We start from the raw sequence: 17226 nt of genomic DNA, 5'->3' as shown, positions 1-17226 counted from the left end.
CCGCGGACGACGACGGTGTAGCCGCCGTACTCGAACTCGACGCTCGTCGCGGTCGATGGGCGACCGTCGTAGGTGGGTTCGAAGAAATCGTCCAGCGCGTCGGGGTCGATACACTCGTAGAGGGGAACGATGTCCGTCAGACTCACGTCGTCCTGTTCTGAGATGGCGCGGATGACCGTCTCACTCACCCGCTCTCCCTCTCGGACGGTGAACTCTCGCGGCGGTTCGTTCGTTGGTACCGTCGGTTGTGGGGGAGTCAGTTGGTTTCCCGGAGACATAGTTCGGCTACTGTTTGGTGGCAACGACGGCATATAAAAACCTCACGAAATGAATTGGGGTGAAGTAAAGTAGATTGACCGCGGACGACAGACAGGAGTAGGAGGGCCACAGAGTGGCGAATATGCGCGAACTACTCGAATCGGTGGCGAACGGGGAAACCAGCGTCGCCGAAGCGGAGGCGATGTTATCGGGATACGCGACGAACGGGGCCGGGCGGTTCGATGCGGCCCGCGAGCGGCGTCGCGGCGTCCCGGAGGCGATACTCGCCGACGGAAAGACGCCGAGCGAAGTCGCGGAACTCGCAACCACGGCCGTCGAAACCGCGGGCAGAGCGATAGTCACGCGGGTGGACGACGACCACACGGGGGCGGTCCAGCGGAGGCTCGATGCAGACCACCCGGACGCGGACGTGCGGGTTCGAACGCGAGCGAACGTCCTCGTCGCCCACGCGCCGACCTTCGAACCGCCCGAGGTGAACGCGACGGTCGGCATCGTCAGCGCGGGCACGAGCGACGCGATTCCCGCCGGAGAAGCCGCAGTCATCGCGTCGGAGATGGGCGCGACCGTCGAGGAGATTCACGACGTGGGCGTCGCCTCCCTGGTCCGCGTGTTGGACGAGGTGGACGCCCTCCGCGCGGCGGACGCCCTCGTCGTCGCCGCGGGGCGCGAGGGCGCGCTCCCCACCGTCATCGCCGGACTCGTGGACACGCCCGTCATCGGCCTGCCGGTGTCGAACGGCTACGGCCACGCGAGCGACGGCGAGGCGGCGCTCTCGGGGATGTTGCAGTCGTGTACGGTGCTGTCCGTGGTCAACATCGACGCGGGGTTCGTGGCGGGCGGACAGGCCGGTCTGATAGCGCGCGCCGTCGGTGCGGCGCGGGAGCACGAGGACGGAGAGCACTGACAGGGAGGAGGAAACGCTGGTCGCTATCGCGTAATGGTGCAAATCAGTATGATTTAGTAGATAACAGTAATATTCAGTAGATTTCATCGAAAATAGTACTTCGAAGGAGGATATAGGAACAGTCGATAGGAAACAGTACCCGGTCGAGGTCGTCGCGTCAGGCGGACTGCGTTCGGTCATTCGTCCACTGATGATGGAGGAGAACGGCCGTAAGCGAGAGAACGACCACGAGGAGGACCGCCAATCCGACTGTGGCGAACTCCAGTTCGAAGAACGCCGTAACGGCGAGGTATGCCCAGAACAGCGCGTATGCGGCCCACGTGATGAGGGCGATTGGCGGTTTGTCTCGGAGATACCAAACGTAGAGCGTGACTACGTGCGAGACGAAACTGAACACCGCCACGCCGACGGGGAGGGAGTTCATCGTTTTTAGGTCGGTGCCGCTTCGCATAATTGTTATAATTCCTATCATTTCGAAGGGTATGATAGTCCGGTATCGCAGTGATTCGTGGCTTGGAACGAAGCCCGAAGAATACAACGGCTAGGGAAAACGACCGCACCGCGTGCGAACGGGCGGCCGTGCGGTTCCGGCCGCCCGCCCTCGGAGTCCCCATACCTCCCCGGGCGCTCGGTCGATTCGCACGAGCGGTGCGAATCGACTGACCCGCGCGTCCTGTCGTTGTTCGGCCCGCTGATTGGCGGGAAAATCGACGAGCGAAACAGAAATCGAGAACGGAAAGGTCAGTTCGAGACTTTGATCTTCTCTTCAGCGCCGAGGGCTTCGACGACGAGTTCGGCCACGTCCACGATTTCGATGTCGTCCTCGTAGCCGCCGGTCTTCCGGCCGTCCTCGTACATCGTCATGCACATCGGGCAGGCGACGACGAACTTCTCGACGCCGGACCCGGCGTCGGTGTCTTCGAGCGCCTCGCGGATGCGCTCCTCGCTGGGTTTGGAGGTCTCCTCCAAGTCCATCCAGAGGCCGCCACCGCCGCCACCACAGCAGAAGGAGTTGGCGCGGTTGCGCGGCATCTCGTCCAGCGTACAGCCGGTTCCTTTCACGATTTCCCGCGGGGCCTCGTACTCGTCGTTGTAGCGCCCGAGGTGGCACGGGTCGTGGTAGGTGACCGTGTAATCGAGTTCGGTACCCGAGAGGCCCATGCGACCGGACTGGAACAGTTCCTCGACGACCTGCGTGTAGTGGTGCACCGGGGAGTCGAAGTCCTCGTCCATCTCCGGGTACTCGTTTTTGAACGTGTTGTAGCTGTGCGGGTCGGTACAGACGATTTTGTCGTAGTCGCACTCCTCGAAGGCGGCCACGTTGTCCTCGACCAGCATCTCGTACAGCCCTTCCTCGCCGACGCGGCGCACGTCGTTGCCGTCGTTCTGTTCGTCCTCGTAGAGGATTCCGTACGAGACGCCCGTCTCGTGGAAGATAGTCGCCAAGGAGCGGGCGACGCGGCGGTTGCGCTCGTCGTAGGACGGGTAGTCGCCGACGTACCAGAGGAACTCCACATCCTCGTCGCGGGCGTCGGGAATCTCGAAGTCGAGTTCCTCGGTCCACTCGGGACGGCGGCGCTCGGGGTCGCCGAACGCGTTGCCGTTCTGGAAGACGTTCATCATCGCGTCCTGCACGTTGACGTCCATCTGGCCGGATTCGGTCAGCCGACGGTTCATCTCCGTGAACGAGGAGAGGTGCTCGATTTCGACCGGGCAGGCGTCCATGCAGGCCATACAGGCCATGCAGGACTCCATCGTGCTGCTGTCGATGACGCTGGAACCGCCGTCGGCGATGATGGGCTTTTCGTCGCCGCCCATATCGAGGTTCTCGCGGTACTGTTTCAGGTCGAGAATCACGTCGCGCGGGTCGAGCGGGCGACCGGACGCCTTCGCGGGGCAGACCGACGAACAGCGGCCGCACTTCGTACAGGCGTCCTGGTCGAGCAGCTGTTTCCACGAGAAGTCGTCGATGGAGCTCGCGCCGATTTCGTCGGGGCTGGCATCCGAGGGGACGCCGGGCAGTCGCTTGCCCGCCTTCTCGTCGCGGGTGACGACGTTGGCGTACGACGACAGCATGTGGAACGGTTTGGCGTACGGAATCGCCGCGACGAAGACGAGCGCGATGAGAGCGTGCGCCCACCACGTGACGGGATACCACGTCATCGCCATCTCGGGGGTGACGCCCGCCGCCGAGAGCAGGTCCTTGACGAACCAGCCGACGAAGCTGACCGTCTCGAAATCGACGTTTCGGACCGCGCTGGTGCCGAGAATCCGAACGCCTTCGGTGAGGTAGCCGCCGACGCCGAGCAGGAACAGCGTCCAGATGAACAGGTCGTCCTCGCGGCCGGTGTGTTTGCCCCAGAGCCGTTCGTTACGGACCCAGTAGCGCCGGTAGAGCGCCATCGAGATGCCGACGACGAACAGCAGTCCCATCGCGTCCATCACGATCGAGTACGCGAGGTAGAAACTCCCGACGAAGAAGGACTTCTCGCCGCCGAGGAAGTAGTGGGTGAACTTTCGATAGCCGTCCATGTCGATGGCGAGGATGGTCGTCCCGATGAGCAGGGTCAAAAAGCCCCACAGGATGAACGAATGCATCAACCCGCCGTACAGGTCGCGGTTGAACTGCTTCTCGTTCGTGATGACGGTTTTCGCCGCACGAGTCATCCGTCCCGGTAGGTCGTCCAACCGGTCGAACCAGTCCTCCTCGCCGTCGGTGTACCGCGCGAAGCGGTTGTAGACGCCGTAGACGAAAAAGAGGACGGTCACGGCGGCGAGGTAATAGAATATCGCCTCGCCCGTCAGACCGATTCTCCAGAACGTCGGGCGCGTCGTACCCGCCGCCGCCGCGAGCGCGAAGATTGCCATGTTTTATCAGGAGGAGACGAATTGCTTAAATCTTGCCACCCACCCGTCCCGCCGCCGTCGTGCGAGAATAAAAAATCTGTTTGGAGTTTAAATGACCCCCCAGATGAGGAGCGCCGCGGTCAGAAACACAGCGGGCACGTCCGCGGACGAAACCGCAAGACGGGGAAGCGTCGGGTTCCACGCGAAACAGCGAGCGCGGAGGGCGAGCGAGAACGTATCGGCGCGGGAGAACGCCCGCGACAGCCCCGCCGCGCCGACGAGTTCCATCCGGTCGGTCAGCGAACGCTCGTCGCCGAGTCGGGCGGCCATCGCGTCCCGAATCGACCGCAAATCCGCCTGTAGAACCGGAAGAAAGCGAAAGACGAAGGCGACGCCCATCCCGAGAAACTGGCCGACGCGACCGGGGACGAGCCACTGAATCGCCGCGCGCGACTCGCGGACAGGCGTCGTCCGAACGTAGGCCGCGCTGACACAGAGGACGAGGAGCACGCGATAGCTCGCAAGCGCGGGCGCGACGGCATCCCCCGGCACCACCCACGGCGGGCCGAGCGTGAGCGCGGCGAACGCGGGGCCACCGACGAGGAACGGGAACAGGTAGCGGAACTCGTGGAGCACCCACACGGGAGACGTGGCCGCCCCGAGGAACACCGCAGCGACCACCAGCGTCAGAGTTGCGAGTCCGACGGGGGTCGTGTGCGCGAGCGCGACGGCCGCGAAGACCGCTTGAAACAGGAGTTTCACGCGGGGGTCGAGTCGTTCCGCGAACGCCCCCGTCGAACGGTAGGCGAGCGTCATGGCGTCCGGATGCCGATGCGTGCGAGTTCGGATGCCGTCTCCTCGGGCGACCCATCGACCGCGATTTTCCCGTCACGAAGCGCGACCGCGCGGTCCGCGAGCGACCAGATGTCCCGCAAGTCGTGAGTGACGACGATGATGCCCGTCCCCGACGCCGAGAGCGTTTCGAGGTGGGACACCACGGATTTGCGGGCCGGGCCGTCCAGTCCGGTGAACGGTTCGTCCAGCACGAGATGGGCGGGTTCCATCGCCAGCGCGCCCGCGATGGCGACGCGCTGGCACTCGCCGCCCGAGAGCGTGTCGATGCGCGCGTCCCTGCGGTCGGCCATTCCAACCGCGGACAGGGACGTTTCGACGCGACGGTCGATTTCCTCGCGCGGGAGGCCGAGATTTTCCGGACCGAACGCCACGTCAGCGCCGACGGTCGCGGAGACGAAGGTGTCCCGCGGGTGTTGGAACACCATGCCGACGCGAGTTCGGGCGGCCACGAGGTCATCCTCGACCGGCGTCTCGTCCACCAAAACGGTCCCCTCGTCGGCCGAGAGGAGGCCGTTGAAGTGCCGGACGAACGTCGTCTTGCCGCTCCCGTTCGGGCCGGAAATCACGACGAACTCCCCGTCGGGAATCGTGAGCGAGACGCCGGAGAGCGCCACCGCGTCGCCGAAGCGGTGGACGAGATTGTGCGTCGTTATCATTCGGTCGGTGTTCGAGTTTCATTCGGCCGTGACGCGGTCGTTTCGAACGATGCCGACCGCGGCGGCGATTTTGAACGCCTCGAAGGGGATGAAAGCGACCGCCGAGAGCATGAACGCCTCGACGAGGCCGTAGTTACCGAAGTAGGAGAATCCGACGGTCCCGAAGGCGTAGATAATGGCCGTTCCGACGACCATTCCGCCGACGAGACGAACGATACCCGCGCGCTTCGGCTCACGGAGCGTCAGTCCGTCGTGGACGATTGCGCCGATGGCGAACGCGGCGAAGGGGTACGAGAGCAGGTAGCCGCTCGTCAGACCGCCCACGACATCGACCAGTCCGGCGGAGCCACCGGCGAAGACGGGCGCGCCGACCGCACCGGCGACGAGGTAGAGAACGAGCGACGCGGACCCCCAGAGCGGTCCGAGGAAGATTCCGGCGAGAAAGACGCCGAGCACTTGGAGCGTGACGGGGATGGCGGGAGCGAGCGGATTCGGAAACGAGACTTGCGCGAACGCGCCGACGATGGCGGCGAACAGCGCGGTTCGTGCGATGTTTCCGACGGTTTGCTCGCCAACCAGTTCGACGGAGCCAGTTTCAGTGGACATGGAACAGGGTCGCTCGTCAACCGCCATGATAACTTCGGTTGACGACGGGGCTTGTTTCAATCGTCGGAACGAAATTTCACCCACCGCCCAACAGGTTTTTATAGACTCCCGGCATGAGGTACGCGCTATGAATAAGAAGACCGAAGAACTCCGTGACATGTTCCTCGATCTGACCGACGAGGAGACAGTCACGGAAAAACAGGAAGAGACGCACGGCTCGCTCGGAACGGAAGAAAGAGTCGAGGAGCAGTTGCTCGCCGTGGTGGCGGAGATGCGCGAACGGTACGACTTCGATACCCCGCTCACCGACGAGGAACTACAGACGGTCGTTCGGCGATTTTACGCCGGGGACGGCGACGACGGAATCGCCGACGAACTCGGGGACGAATCGCTCAAAGGAGACGTCGCCAGCGCCCGAATCGACCTCCATCTCTTTCGACCATCGGACACCGACGCGCCGTTCGAAATCGAGATCCTTCGGACGCTCGTTCGGGACGGCGCGACAACCGCCGACTGCTCGGCGGAACTCGATACCGACGAATCGACCGTTCGCCGCTACCGTCGCGTTATCGAGGCGAAAGACGAGGCGCGAACAGTGAACCAACAGTATATCAATGAGTTCGAGAACATTCTACAAGACAGAGAGATATCCGATAGAATGACAAGTGACATCCAACAGGACGGGTTGGACGACGCGACGGACGGGATGGAAACGAACGTCTCGTTTTAATATTCCTTTCGACGACCGGCCGTCGTTTAAACGGGGAAAGCCAGAGAAGAGCCAGGAGTGAACAGCTATCGCTCCACGAACCGCACGACGCGCCGACGGTCTGCACGTCACCATTGAGTGAGGGCTTCCGTGGAGTTGTGCCAGTACAGGAACGTCGCCCCGAGGAGGGAAAAGACGAGCCAACCGGCGATCAATTTATAAATTGAATTGATAGCATTGAATCACGATGGCGGGCTATTAACGGTTCTCATTCTCTGCTCGCCGTTCAACGGGCCGTTACCGTCGCAAAAGGAACGCGGCTATTCCTGTTTCGGAAGTTTCGTCAGTGTGATCGAGTCGGACGTCGCGTGAACGACGACATCGTCGTCGACGTTCATGTTTACGAGGTCGATGACGTCCGGCGGAATGGTGACGACAACCGAACCGCCGGATTTGCGGAGGGTGCGAATGCCGAGAGGATGTGCTCGCTCTTCTTGTTCGTCGTCGTCCAGAAAGCGCAGATGTGGAATGTTCACTATCGACTCACCTCCCATCAGGGTAGACGCTTCGTCGGCAAAAGTACGACGTTCGTTTACGAAATCGTACTTTGTCAGAGGAAAGTAACCGAACGAGTACCGAATCTGAATCCATCCAATTTCTAGAACGGACGATGGGGATAAGTGAAAACGGCACCCCCGTTCACACGGGGGGAAATAGAATGGCAACAACCGAACGAGTAGTCGAGCGTGAGACAACGTACACGCCACGAACGTACAGAGCCGGTGGCTTCCTGCTGATGCTGGCGGGGATCATCGGCGTCATCGTGGGCCTCGGATTGCTCATCACCAGCGCTAGCTTGGAAGTGCTCGGGTTGAGCGGTCTCGGCGGTGCAGTTCTGGCCGGTATCGTCCTCGTGTTCTCGATTATCGAGTTCGCTGGGGGGTGGTCGGCGTACAACGGTCACAACTGGTACGGCAGCATGACCGCTGGCGTGCTCGGGTTGGTGACGTTCTTCACGCTGCCGCTCGACCTCATCGGAACCGTCCTCATCGCGCTCGGAGAGGGTCAGTTCGACCACGAGGAAGAAGAGATGGTGGAAGAAGAGGTAACGACGACGGTCGAATAATCCGAGACCGTCGTTCGAGAGTCCGCGCGCCGATTTTTCGTACCGACCGAAACGCGCAGTGTTTCGTATCGACTGAAAACAGAACAGTGACCGCTATTCCGCGCCGGATTCGACGCCTTCCTCTATCGTGTTCGGCTCGACTTCCTCGTCCAACCGCGTGATTCGAGCCTTCATGATGCGGGTATTTTCGACCTGTTCGACGTGGAGGCGGACGCCCTCGTAGTCGATGTCCTCGCCCTCCTCCACGAGCCTGCCCGCACGGTTGAAGATGAACCCGGCGATGGTTTCGAACTCCTCGCCCTCGGGGAGCTCGATTTTCATGGCTTCGTTCACTTCGTCGATGTTGACTTCGCCGCGAACGATAACGGTGTCCTCGTCGACGCGCTCTATCGGTTCCTCTTCCTCGCCGTCGAGGATTTCACCGACGATTTCCTCGACCATATCCTCCATCGTCACCAACCCTTCCGTCGTTCCGAACTCGTCGATGACGATGACCATCTGCATCCGGTTTTCGCGCATCTCGGTCAGCAGTTCGTCCACGTTCTTGCTCTCGGGAACGTGGAGCGTCGGCTGAATCAGGTTGCTCAGTTTCAGGCCGTCTGTCTTCGTCTCGCCGTAGTTCTTCTCGCGCACGAGGTCGCGCACCGTGACGATACCGATGACGTTGTCCAGACTTCCCTCGTAGACGGGAACGCGCTCGTGACCCGACTGAACGAGCGTCTCGATGGCCTCGTCGATGCTCGCGTCCTGCGGAACGGCGGTCATGTCGAGGCGCGGCGTCATGACCTCCTTGGCGATGGTGTTGTTGAACCGGAAGATGCGCTGGAGCATCTCTCGTTCGTCCTCCTCGATGACGCCCTCGCGCTCGCCGGTCTGGATCATGTCCTGAATCTCGTCGCGCGTGACGTACGAGGTTTCGATGGCGGAGCGACCGCCCGTGACGCGGTTGACCGCCCGCGTCAGGTAATCGAAGGTGACGACCAGCGGCAGGAGAAGATACTCGGAGTATTTGAGCGGCTTTGCGATTTTGAGTGCCCACGACTCCGTGTTCTCGACGGCGTAGGATTTCGGCGCGCTCTCGCCGAACAGCAAGACGAGCGAGGTGATGCCGAACGTCGAGATGAGGACGGTCGCACCGGGGTTGTCGAAGTAGATGCCGACGAGCGCCGTCGTGAGCGAGGACATCGCGATGTTGACGATGTTGTTACCGACGAGAATCGTCACGAGCAGGCGGTGCGGGTCGCTCTTGAGCGAATCGACGGTCTTCGCGCCGTCGACGCCCTCGTCCACGAGCGCTTCCACGCGGTGTTTGGCGAGCGAGAACATCGCGATTTCGGAGGAGGAGAAGAACGCAGAGAGTACGAGAAGGAGGAGAACGGAGGCGATCCCACCCCAGAGAGTCAACTGTTCGGAGGGATTGATGCTGAACAGACTATTCAGCGGCGCAGTCTGTGAAAGTGCGATGAGTGTCGGGGAGAGTGTCATTCAATAACCCACCTTGAGCGTCAGCGGGATTAACTCTTTATTCTTGTGCTGTTCCAAATTTTGAGCGAAACTGCCGAGAACGAAGACCTTACGGGCGTTTCGTCCCAATCGGTGAATATGAGCACCGAGACGACAGAACCGGACATCACGCTGTACCGATTGCAGGCATGTCCGTTCTGTGAGCGCGTCGTCCGCAAACTGCAGGACCACGACATCACCTACCAGTCGCGATTCGTCGAACCGATGCACTCGGACCGCAACGTCGTCAAGCGCATCAGCGGCAAGCGGACCGTCCCGGCCATCGTCGACGAAAACACGGGCGTCACGATGAGCGAGAGCGCGAACATCGTCCAGTACATCGAGAACACCTACGGAGGGGACGAATAATGGTCGATTTCGAGGTCGTGGAACTGCCACCGTCGGACCATCCCGAGGTGGGCGAAACGGCACCGGACTTCACGCGTCCGCTCGTGGATGCCGAACTCTGGGAGGACGTCTCTCTGTCCGACATCACGGACGACGGACGGGCGCTGCTCGTCTTTCACGGCATGGACGGCGCGTTCCCGGCGACCTACGTGTGGAACGAACTGCGCGACCGCGCGTGGGACGACAAGCACGACGTTCGAATCGTCGGCGTGTCGATTTCGACGCCGTACGAGCACAAGACGTTCATCGAGGAGCGCGAGATGGAGTACCGACTGTTCAGCGACCCGGCGAACGACGTCGGGAAATCGTACGGCATCGAGCACGAGTCGGACGGGATGGAAGGCATCAGCGAACCGCGACCGGCGATGTTTCTGCTGGACCGAGACCGGACGGTCGAGTACGCGTGGGTCGCCACGGAGTGGCCCGACTTCCCGGACTACGACGAAGTGGAGCAGGCGCTAGAGGACTGAAGCGAGCAGTCGAGGACGACGCGACGCTTTTTTCGCGTGGAGCGACAACACCCGGTTATGGAAGACGCGAGCGATGGAAACGGCGTGAGCGAAGACGAACTCGAACGCGCGGCAACGGCGATGCGGGCGGTCACCTCGTCGTCTATCCGACCGAGACGGTGTACGGTCTCGGTGCCGACGCGCTCGACGTGACGGCGATAGAGCGGGTGTTCGACGCGAAGGGAAGAGCGCGCGATAAACCGATTTCGCTCGCGGTTCCCGACGTCGAAACCGCGCGGAACTACGTTCGTCCGACCGAGCGGGAACTGGTGTTTATGAAGGCGTTTCTCCCGGGCCGGTCACCGTGCTCTGTGAGAAACGCGATGTCGTTCCCGACGTACTCACCGGAGGACGGTCGCGCGTCGGCGTTCGAATTCCCGACCAACCGGTCGCGCTGTCCCTTCTCCGGTACGTTGCGCCCATAACCAGCACGAGCGCCAACGTGAGCGGCCGAGGGAGCGTGACGCGTATCGACGACCTCGACGACGAGATACGGGACGCCGCCGAATGCGTCATCGACGGCGGCGAAACCGGCGGAACCGGAAGCACCGTGGTGAACGTAGAGCAGGGTGAAATCCTCCGGCGCGGGAGAACGCGGAAGAAATCGAAGCGTGGCTAGCCGCCGAGTAGCGAGCGAAGCGTTCGGGTTTTCACGCCGCACTCGGCGCGGTACTCGCAGGCGTCGCATTTCGACCGGTTGGTCAACCGCGGCGGCGGCCCGTCGAGCGCGCGAGCGGTTCGGAGGGCGCGTCGATACGTCGCCTTCCGTCGCGTCGAGAGGCGAAGTTTCCGAACGACGCCGCACGCCGGATACTCCACGAAGGCGTGTTCGATAGGTCGCTCGTGTTCCCACGAGAGCGCCTTCGCAGCGGCGACCGCACGGACGCTTTGCGGTTCCCAGACGCCGGTCTCTGGTGGGGTTCCGGTGAACACCATCGACGGAATCGGCGGGTCACGGACGAGGACTTTGTGGACGATGCCGCGACAGTCCTTCCCTTCGACCAGTCTGTCGCGTGTCTCGGGCGAGCGGAGGTGGTCCCACGCATCGAACTCGGTAGCGCGTTCGAGATTCGCGCGAAATCGGGCGGGTGGGACTTCCAGTGGACGGTCAGCGAGTTCCGAATCGGGGGCATCGAGGAGGCGGTCGTATTCGAACGCGAGTCGTCGCCGTTCGGTAACGAGATCCGGAATTTCGATGTCGTCCTGTCGCCGATAGTAGCCCTTCCGTGGGCAGTACGCCACGGTTTCGAGTTCGGTGAACGGTATCTTCGACACGGTGGTTCTGGCCGCGATTTGGTATATAAATCTCGGGGCGAAAGACGAGGGAAAGGGGCAAGAGTCTGGACAGTCTCTGTCCGTTCATGAGCGATTTCGATAAGGAAGCGGAGCGGGAAAAGCTCCGCCAGCAGTACGAGAACGAAAAGGAGGAGCGAAAATCGACCCAACGGATGAGCGAACTGCTGTTGCAGGGCGCGACGATGACGGGGAAACACTGCGACACCTGCGGCGACCCTATTTTCCGAATGAACGGGACGGAGTTCTGCCCGACCTGCCAAGATGCCGGGAACGAAACGTCGAAGGCAGAAGCCACGGAGGCGAAAACGGCGGAGAGGGACGAAACGGATGCGACCGCCGGAACCGAAACCGCCGAAGAAGCGAGCGATATCACGGTCGAATCGCCCGGACAGGGCGGAAAAGACGCACAGACGGAATCGCCGGGAACGAGTCAGTCGCGGGAACCGAACCGCGCACAGTCGCCGACGCCACCGCAAAGCGTTCCGCGTCAGTCTCGGCGTGCACCCCCGAGCCAGACGGGAGGGGAGAATCGAAGCGAACGGGCACGACAACCCGAGACGCGAGCGGCGGGGACGCGAGCGGCGGGAACGCGAACGGAGGAGGATTCGGGAACGGGTGACCTTTCGGCGGCGCGGGAGGCGTTGGTGCGGAAGCTGACGGCCCTTGCACAGGAGGCGGAAGGCACGAACGATGTCGGCTATTCGCGGGAACTGCTAGCCGCGACGCGTGAGGCGGCGGAGGCGCTCGCCGCGCTCGACCGGGCAAATCGTTAAGCCGAAACCGGCCGACAGTCTCCCCATGGACGTACTGGTTCCTATCGACGGCTCCGACGGGAGTTTTCGTGCGCTCGCGTTCGCCGCGGAGTTCGCTCGGAAGTTCGACGCCACGCTCCACGTCGTGCACTTTTCCGACGAGGCGACATCCGCGACCGACGAGATACTCTCACGTGCTCGTGACGTCCTCGAGTCGGCGGACATCGAGTCGGAGCCGAAACTATCGACCGATATGCGACTGGAGTTCCGACCGGCGGAGCGAGTCGGCGAGAACGTCCTCGAACTGGTGACGGAGAACGGTTACGAGCACGTCATCATGAGCCATCACGGGTCGGGAACCGTCGACCGAGCAATCCTGGGTAGCGCCGCCGAAAAGATAGTTCGCTCCGAGGCGGTGCCGGTGACTATCGTTCCGTAAGCAACTGGCGTTCGGCGTCGGCTTCCAACTCCTCGGAGAGGTCGAACCAGTTCAACGTGTACCCGAGGTCCAAGTCGAAATCCGACGGGGAGCCTCCGTCTGCTACGTCGTGCTGCGGGTCACCGTACAGTTCCTGTTCGCTGGTCGAAGGGGCCATCTCGTGCTGTGGCTTTCCGTACCACTGTTCGACTGTCCGCTCCTCATCGTCATCCTGCCCCATGAGGCGAGGTAACATAGTTTACTCTCATCCGGGCAAACGGCAGGGAGGGTTTAACGTGTCCCGACCGTTCACCCCGTTTATCGACCGTCATCGTCGCCATACGAGCGTCGAAAAAGCGGATTTAGGCCGTGATGACCGACAGCATGTCATTAGTTATCAAACACCACTCCTGTCCTGCGGTAAGCCAGCCTTACGGATCGTACTCGTTCGAAACGACCTCGCGGATTCTGTCGGCGGTTATCTCGCCGACCCCCTCGGTCTCCATAAGGTCGTCTTTCGAGGCGGTCATGACGGCTTGAACCGTCTCGAACTCGGAGAGCAGCGCCCGAGCGGTCACCGGACCGATGTCAGCGATAGAGGCCACGACGTACTCCTGCTGTTCGGGAAGCGTCTTCGCGTGTTTGTCGCCGTGAACGGAGACCTCGCGCTGTGCGACCTCCTGTTCGCGGGTGGCGATGACTTCGAGCAGGTCCGTCGTGTCCGCCTCGTCCTCGGTTCGGAGGACGCTCGCACCGAAATCGACGGCGAGGGACGAAACCGCACCCCGAATCGCGTTCGGGTGGACGTTTCGCTCCTCGTAGAGTCCGTTGCCCTCGATGATGACGACCGGGCGGGCGTAGTGGCGGTTCATGTCCCCCACCTGTTCGAACATCGAACGGTCGCTCCCGACGAGCGTATCGAGGAAGTCGCTCACCGACTTTCGCTCGACGGCAACTCGGTCGCTCAGAACGTAGTCGCCGACCGCGAGTGTTTCGAGGCGGACATCAACGCCTTCGCGTGCGGAGAGGTCGCGGGCGATGTTCGCGTCGAGTTCGCGCTGGTCGGCGACGATTTCGACGGCATCGGAGTTGTCGCGTTTGCGCGCCGTCGCAACGACGCCATCCGGTTCCGACCCCCCGTCGCCCGCACCGTCCTCGGCATCGTCCGTGTCGCCCGCCGCCTCCGTCTCGAACTCCTGTAAGCCGTGGCCCACCTCGCTCGTCTTTCCGCCGCCGTCACCGTCGCCGCCGAACGACCCGAGCGTCTGTTGTGAATCGTCCAGTTCCTCCTCGACTTCCTTGGCGACGCCTTTGAGCTTTCGTAACTCTTCTTCCATCTCGTCCTCCCGACGCTTCGAAATCCAGAAGTACGCCTCGTCGCGGGTATCCTCGGCGAGAAGGACGACGACTTGTCCCTGTGCCTGTCGGCCGGTCCGCCCTTTTCGCTGAATCGACCGCACCGCGGTCGGTACGGGTTCGTAGAAGAGTACCAAATCGACTTCCGGTACGTCCAGACCCTCCTCGGCAACGGAGGTGGAGACGAGCACCTCGAACTCGCCAGCCCGGAACTTGTCGAGGGCTTCCTGCTGTTCCTTCTGGGTCATCCCGTCGCTGCCGTCCTTGTCGCCCTGTCCGACGAACCGCCGGGCGGTCAACTGGTTTCCGAGTTCGTCGTTGAAGAAGTCCGTCAGCGTCTCCGCCGTGTCGCGTGATTCGGTGAAGACGATGATACGCTCCCCGTCGTTCAGTCCCAGCGTTTCGGCGACGTAGGTCCTGACCTTCTGAAACTTCGGATGCCGACCCTCGTACTGGACCGCCTTGCGCATCGCTTCCTGCACTTTCGGCTCGGAAACCATGCGCTGGCTCGCCTTCGACGCGCCCGACGAGCGGGCGGAGTTGCGCTGGCGTTCGAAATACCGACGGAGAGATTCGACGCTCTGGGTTTCCGCGAGTTCGACCGCCCGGCGGAGTTTCATCACCTCCGCGTGCGCGGACATGCCTTGGTACCCCTCCGACTGGTCGTTGTCGATGAGTTTCTGCAACTGACCCCGGACCTTGTTCAGGTCCTTCTGGGAGACGTCGGGGCGCGTCGTGTTGATGACGCCGAGGTCCTTCAGGCGCTCCAATCTATCGGAGATGACCTCGTTCAGGGCGTCCCGAATCTCGATGATTTCGTCGGGGAGTTGCACGCGAACCCACTCGACTTCGGTGTCGTGGGTGTACGTCGAGACGTCGCTGTCTTCCTCCGTCATCACTTCCACTTCGTGCAGTCCGAGGTTCTCACAGACCTCCAGAATCGACTCCTTGTCCCCGCCCGGCGACGCGCTCATTCCGGTAACGAGCGGGTCGTTCGCGTCCGCGTGGTAGCGCTCCGCGATGTAGTTGTACGCGTAGTCACCGGTCGCGCGGTGACACTCGTCGAAGGTGACGTGCGTCACCGGTCCGAGGTCGATGCGCCCGCCCACGATGTCGTTTTCCACGACTTGCGGCGTGGCGATGATGACTTTCGACGATTTCCAAAGCTCCGAGCGTTCGTCGGGGCGGACCTCGCCGGTGAAGACCACGATGTCCTCGTCCGGAATCGAGAGGGCTTCCCGATAGAAGTCGGCGTGCTGGTTCACCAGCGGTTTCGTCGGTGCGAGGAGGAGCGATTTCCCGCCCACGTCGTCGAACCGTTCGGCCGTGACGAGCAAGCTGACCGTCGTCTTCCCCAGTCCGGTCGGGAGGCAGACGAGCGTGTGGTCGTTCCGCGCGGTCCCGGCCAGTTGAATCTGATAGAGTCGCCGCTCGATGAACGAGGGCGAGAGATAGGGGTGTTCCACGTAGTTCGTTGCAGCGTCCGTGGTCGCCATTCGTCGTGAGTTTGGTCGTCATTCGGTTAAAGGATTCGTGTGGCGGAGTGAAAGTGGTCGGCGAAGGTTTATATGAGATAGCGGGACCAAACCCGCCAATCGAATGGCAAAACACCTCCGCTACGTCGTTCGGATGCTGTTCCTCTGGCTGAGAGCGGTCGTCCGACGGAAGTGTTCGACGGTTCGTCGTCTCCGAACCGGTCAGAGTATCGAACTCGCCAAGGGAGAGAATGGTCAGGTGCAGCGCGATGACGACCTCCCGAAGTACGGTTACGGATGATCAAACGAGCATCGGCAGATACCGCAACCCGACGAAGATAGCCACGGCGGCACCGATGGGAATCGTGAGGTTGTCGTCGATGACGTAGCCCGCGATGACGGGTTTCACGCCGTCCGCGAGCGTCGCAGCGACGGCACCGAACACGGCGGCGGGAAGCGGGAGGCCGAAGGCGGATGCGATGAGAAGACAGACCGCGAAAGTCACCAGCAAAGTGTGGGCCGCCTTGATGCCGAGTTCGCCCGACCCGATGAGGCCGCTGATGGGGTCGGCGATGGTCAGCATGAGCATCGCGGGAATGGCGATTCGCGGTTCGAACACCCACGCCGTCGCGGTCATGCCGAAGAAGTAGAGGGCGTAACCTGCGAGGTTGTCCTGTTCGTAACTCCGCGTGAGTTCGTCGTATATCTTCCAGTCGAGGCCGACGAACAGGCGGATGATTTCGAGTGCGAGCGCGACCGCGGAACCGAGGAGAAGAAGCCAGCGCAACTGCTCCCACGTCAGCAAGCCCAGTAGGTACAGCGCCGGAAATCCGGTTCCGCTGACGTGTACCAGCCTGCGCTTGACTTCACCCGCCACGGTTAGAGTTCGGAGAAGGCGCGCTCGCCGCTCCGAAGGTCGGCGATGAGGCTCGGGAGGTCGTCGACGGCGACGCGAACCTGTTCGGTTGAGTCTCGCTCGCGGAGCGTCACCGTGTCGTCTTCGAGACCCTCGTAATCGACGGTGACGCAGAACGGCGTGCCGACTTCATCCTGTCGCCGATATCGACGGCCGATGTTCCCGGAGTCGTCGTAGACCACATCGAGGCCATGGCTTCGGAGTTCGGCCGCGATATCTCTGGCCGTCTCGCCCATGCCGTCCTTGTCCATGAGCGGGAAGACGCCGACCGTCGTCGGCGCGATTTCGGGGTCGAGCGACAGCCGGGTTCGCGTTTCGCCCTCGATTTCGTCCGTGTCGTAGGCGTGGTCGAGGACGGTGTAAAGCACGCGGCCGATACCGATGGACGGTTCGACGACGTGCGGAACTATGTGTTCGCCCGACTCCTTGACTTCCTCGACGCTGAAACCGGTCTTCTCGACCGGAATCGCGTAGGTGTCGCCGTCGGCTTCCACGGTCACCTCGTCGCCGTCGAAGGCGGTGCGGTCGCGCTCCGCGAGCGTCTGGAGCGCCTCGGCGATGTCGGCGGCCGCGCCGCCGAACTCCGGACCGAGATAGCTCATGTCGGGGTC

Annotated in this window: 21 protein-coding genes and 1 pseudogene; 9 read left to right on the top strand and 13 right to left on the bottom strand. The window is 62.3% G+C overall.

Going from position 1 to position 17226, the window contains the following annotated elements; genetic code table 11:
- Positions 1-278, bottom strand: a 278-nt coding sequence (locus tag BG842_RS05550) for a HalOD1 output domain-containing protein (protein ID WP_069450007.1), incomplete at its 3' end; no start/stop codon positions are given.
- A 122-nt stretch (positions 279-400) separates the two neighbouring features.
- Here BG842_RS05550 and larB point away from each other — a divergent pair.
- A complete protein-coding gene (larB, locus tag BG842_RS05545) occupies positions 401-1183 on the top strand; it encodes a nickel pincer cofactor biosynthesis protein LarB (RefSeq protein WP_069449956.1) in 783 nt (260 codons plus the stop codon).
- A gap of 157 nt (positions 1184-1340) precedes the next feature.
- On the opposite strand, the gene BG842_RS05540 is transcribed toward larB, so the two are convergent.
- From BG842_RS05540 to BG842_RS05520, 5 genes are all read right to left on the bottom strand, one after another.
- Complete coding sequence (locus tag BG842_RS05540) at positions 1341-1607, bottom strand: hypothetical protein (RefSeq protein WP_069450008.1); 267 nt, start codon at positions 1605-1607, stop codon at positions 1341-1343.
- Positions 1608-1924: 317 nt separating this feature from the next.
- The gene (locus BG842_RS05535; protein WP_069450006.1) at positions 1925-4051 is read right to left on the bottom strand and encodes a (Fe-S)-binding protein; all 2127 of its coding nucleotides are present in this window, start codon (positions 4049-4051) and stop codon (positions 1925-1927) included.
- Positions 4052-4138: 87 nt separating this feature from the next.
- The gene (locus BG842_RS05530) at positions 4139-4846 is read right to left on the bottom strand and encodes an energy-coupling factor transporter transmembrane protein EcfT (RefSeq protein ID WP_069450005.1); all 708 of its coding nucleotides are present in this window, start codon (positions 4844-4846) and stop codon (positions 4139-4141) included.
- A complete protein-coding gene (locus BG842_RS05525; protein ID WP_069450004.1) occupies positions 4843-5541 on the bottom strand; it encodes an energy-coupling factor ABC transporter ATP-binding protein in 699 nt (232 codons plus the stop codon). Before BG842_RS05525 ends, BG842_RS05530 begins: the two co-directional genes overlap by 4 nt.
- Before the next feature lie 18 nt (positions 5542-5559).
- On the bottom strand, positions 5560-6147 hold the full coding sequence (locus tag BG842_RS05520) for a biotin transporter BioY (protein ID WP_069450003.1): 588 nt from the start codon (positions 6145-6147) through the stop codon (positions 5560-5562).
- A gap of 127 nt (positions 6148-6274) precedes the next feature.
- Here BG842_RS05520 and BG842_RS05515 point away from each other — a divergent pair, with 127 nt between their 5' ends.
- The gene (locus BG842_RS05515) at positions 6275-6877 is read left to right on the top strand and encodes a conditioned medium-induced protein 4 (RefSeq protein ID WP_069450002.1); all 603 of its coding nucleotides are present in this window, start codon (positions 6275-6277) and stop codon (positions 6875-6877) included.
- Between the two features lie 299 nt (positions 6878-7176).
- Here BG842_RS05515 and BG842_RS05510 read toward each other — a convergent pair whose 3' ends face one another.
- Positions 7177-7392 carry an AbrB/MazE/SpoVT family DNA-binding domain-containing protein gene (locus tag BG842_RS05510; RefSeq protein WP_139136027.1) on the bottom strand — a complete coding sequence of 72 codons (216 nt, stop codon included), beginning with the start codon at positions 7390-7392 and terminating at the stop codon, positions 7177-7179.
- A 182-nt stretch (positions 7393-7574) separates the two neighbouring features.
- Here BG842_RS05510 and BG842_RS05505 point away from each other — a divergent pair, with 182 nt between their 5' ends.
- Positions 7575-7982 carry a hypothetical protein gene (locus BG842_RS05505; RefSeq protein WP_139136026.1) on the top strand — a complete coding sequence of 136 codons (408 nt, stop codon included), beginning with the start codon at positions 7575-7577 and terminating at the stop codon, positions 7980-7982.
- A gap of 93 nt (positions 7983-8075) precedes the next feature.
- Here BG842_RS05505 and BG842_RS05500 read toward each other — a convergent pair whose 3' ends face one another.
- The gene (locus BG842_RS05500) at positions 8076-9467 is read right to left on the bottom strand and encodes a hemolysin family protein (protein WP_069449999.1); all 1392 of its coding nucleotides are present in this window, start codon (positions 9465-9467) and stop codon (positions 8076-8078) included.
- 117 nt (positions 9468-9584) lie between these two features.
- Between BG842_RS05500 and BG842_RS05495 the strand changes: the two genes are divergently transcribed.
- The 3 genes and pseudogenes from BG842_RS05495 to BG842_RS05485 all read left to right on the top strand — a co-directional run bounded on the left by BG842_RS05495 (position 9585) and on the right by BG842_RS05485 (position 11032).
- Positions 9585-9854, top strand: coding sequence for a glutathione S-transferase N-terminal domain-containing protein (locus BG842_RS05495; protein WP_069449998.1), 270 nt, complete (start codon positions 9585-9587; stop codon positions 9852-9854).
- Positions 9854-10363 (top strand): redoxin domain-containing protein, encoded by a 510-nt coding sequence (locus BG842_RS05490; protein ID WP_069449997.1) that lies wholly within the window; start codon positions 9854-9856, stop codon positions 10361-10363. Before BG842_RS05495 ends, BG842_RS05490 begins: the two co-directional genes overlap by 1 nt.
- 57 nt (positions 10364-10420) lie before the next feature.
- Positions 10421-11032: pseudogene (locus BG842_RS05485) on the top strand (L-threonylcarbamoyladenylate synthase).
- Here the strand turns inward: BG842_RS05485 and BG842_RS05480 are convergent.
- Complete coding sequence (locus BG842_RS05480; protein WP_069449996.1) at positions 11018-11677, bottom strand: hypothetical protein; 660 nt, start codon at positions 11675-11677, stop codon at positions 11018-11020. The pseudogene BG842_RS05485 and the gene BG842_RS05480 overlap by 15 nt on opposite strands.
- Before the next feature lie 86 nt (positions 11678-11763).
- On the opposite strand from BG842_RS05480, the gene BG842_RS05475 reads away from it, so the two are divergent.
- Positions 11764-12471: an Sjogren's syndrome/scleroderma autoantigen 1 family protein gene (locus tag BG842_RS05475; protein WP_069449995.1), complete on the top strand. Its 708-nt coding sequence runs from the start codon at positions 11764-11766 to the stop codon at positions 12469-12471.
- Positions 12472-12496: 25 nt separating this feature from the next.
- Positions 12497-12889, top strand: a complete 393-nt coding sequence (locus BG842_RS05470) for a universal stress protein (protein WP_069449994.1) — start codon at positions 12497-12499, stop codon at positions 12887-12889.
- On the opposite strand, the gene BG842_RS05465 is transcribed toward BG842_RS05470, so the two are convergent.
- Both BG842_RS05465 and BG842_RS05460 read right to left on the bottom strand, forming a co-directional pair.
- Positions 12876-13124 (bottom strand): hypothetical protein, encoded by a 249-nt coding sequence (locus BG842_RS05465; protein ID WP_254662923.1) that lies wholly within the window; start codon positions 13122-13124, stop codon positions 12876-12878. The two genes, BG842_RS05470 and BG842_RS05465, sit on opposite strands and share 14 nt — an antisense overlap.
- A 175-nt stretch (positions 13125-13299) precedes the next feature.
- Complete coding sequence (locus tag BG842_RS05460) at positions 13300-15720, bottom strand: DEAD/DEAH box helicase (protein WP_069449992.1); 2421 nt, start codon at positions 15718-15720, stop codon at positions 13300-13302.
- 103 nt (positions 15721-15823) lie between these two features.
- Here BG842_RS05460 and BG842_RS29595 point away from each other — a divergent pair, with 103 nt between their 5' ends.
- Complete coding sequence (locus BG842_RS29595) at positions 15824-16000, top strand: hypothetical protein (RefSeq protein WP_175424082.1); 177 nt, start codon at positions 15824-15826, stop codon at positions 15998-16000.
- Here BG842_RS29595 and BG842_RS05455 read toward each other — a convergent pair whose 3' ends face one another.
- Complete coding sequence (locus BG842_RS05455; protein ID WP_069449991.1) at positions 16001-16576, bottom strand: dolichol kinase; 576 nt, start codon at positions 16574-16576, stop codon at positions 16001-16003.
- Positions 16577-16578: 2 nt separating this feature from the next.
- Positions 16579-17226: His/Gly/Thr/Pro-type tRNA ligase C-terminal domain-containing protein (locus BG842_RS05450; protein ID WP_254662922.1), on the bottom strand; the 648-nt coding region annotated here is incomplete at its 5' end.

Origin of the sequence: Haladaptatus sp. W1 (assembly GCF_001723155.1) — an archaeon.
Lineage (GTDB): Archaea > Halobacteriota > Halobacteria > Halobacteriales > Haladaptataceae > Haladaptatus > Haladaptatus paucihalophilus.
Note: the sequence above shows the minus strand (reverse complement) of the source record. Positions and strands in the feature narration are given on the sequence as shown.

Bases quoted from the DNA above. Each gene is read 5' to 3' on its own strand.
- larB (WP_069449956.1), top strand. From the start codon at position 401: ATGCGCGAACTACTCGAATCGGTGGCGAACGGGGAAACCAGCGTCGCC.
- BG842_RS05540 (WP_069450008.1), bottom strand. From the start codon at position 1,607: ATGAACTCCCTCCCCGTCGGCGTGGCGGTGTTCAGTTTCGTCTCGCAC.
- BG842_RS05535 (WP_069450006.1), bottom strand. From the start codon at position 4,051: ATGGCAATCTTCGCGCTCGCGGCGGCGGCGGGTACGACGCGCCCGACG.
- BG842_RS05530 (WP_069450005.1), bottom strand. From the start codon at position 4,846: ATGACGCTCGCCTACCGTTCGACGGGGGCGTTCGCGGAACGACTCGAC.
- BG842_RS05525 (WP_069450004.1), bottom strand. From the start codon at position 5,541: ATGATAACGACGCACAATCTCGTCCACCGCTTCGGCGACGCGGTGGCG.
- BG842_RS05520 (WP_069450003.1), bottom strand. From the start codon at position 6,147: ATGTCCACTGAAACTGGCTCCGTCGAACTGGTTGGCGAGCAAACCGTC.
- BG842_RS05515 (WP_069450002.1), top strand. From the start codon at position 6,275: ATGAATAAGAAGACCGAAGAACTCCGTGACATGTTCCTCGATCTGACC.
- BG842_RS05505 (WP_139136026.1), top strand. From the start codon at position 7,575: ATGGCAACAACCGAACGAGTAGTCGAGCGTGAGACAACGTACACGCCA.
- BG842_RS05500 (WP_069449999.1), bottom strand. From the start codon at position 9,467: ATGACACTCTCCCCGACACTCATCGCACTTTCACAGACTGCGCCGCTG.
- BG842_RS05495 (WP_069449998.1), top strand. From the start codon at position 9,585: ATGAGCACCGAGACGACAGAACCGGACATCACGCTGTACCGATTGCAG.
- BG842_RS05490 (WP_069449997.1), top strand. From the start codon at position 9,854: ATGGTCGATTTCGAGGTCGTGGAACTGCCACCGTCGGACCATCCCGAG.
- BG842_RS05475 (WP_069449995.1), top strand. From the start codon at position 11,764: ATGAGCGATTTCGATAAGGAAGCGGAGCGGGAAAAGCTCCGCCAGCAG.
- BG842_RS05470 (WP_069449994.1), top strand. From the start codon at position 12,497: ATGGACGTACTGGTTCCTATCGACGGCTCCGACGGGAGTTTTCGTGCG.
- BG842_RS05465 (WP_254662923.1), bottom strand. From the start codon at position 13,124: ATGTTACCTCGCCTCATGGGGCAGGATGACGATGAGGAGCGGACAGTC.
- BG842_RS05460 (WP_069449992.1), bottom strand. From the start codon at position 15,720: ATGGCGACCACGGACGCTGCAACGAACTACGTGGAACACCCCTATCTC.
- BG842_RS29595 (WP_175424082.1), top strand. From the start codon at position 15,824: ATGGCAAAACACCTCCGCTACGTCGTTCGGATGCTGTTCCTCTGGCTG.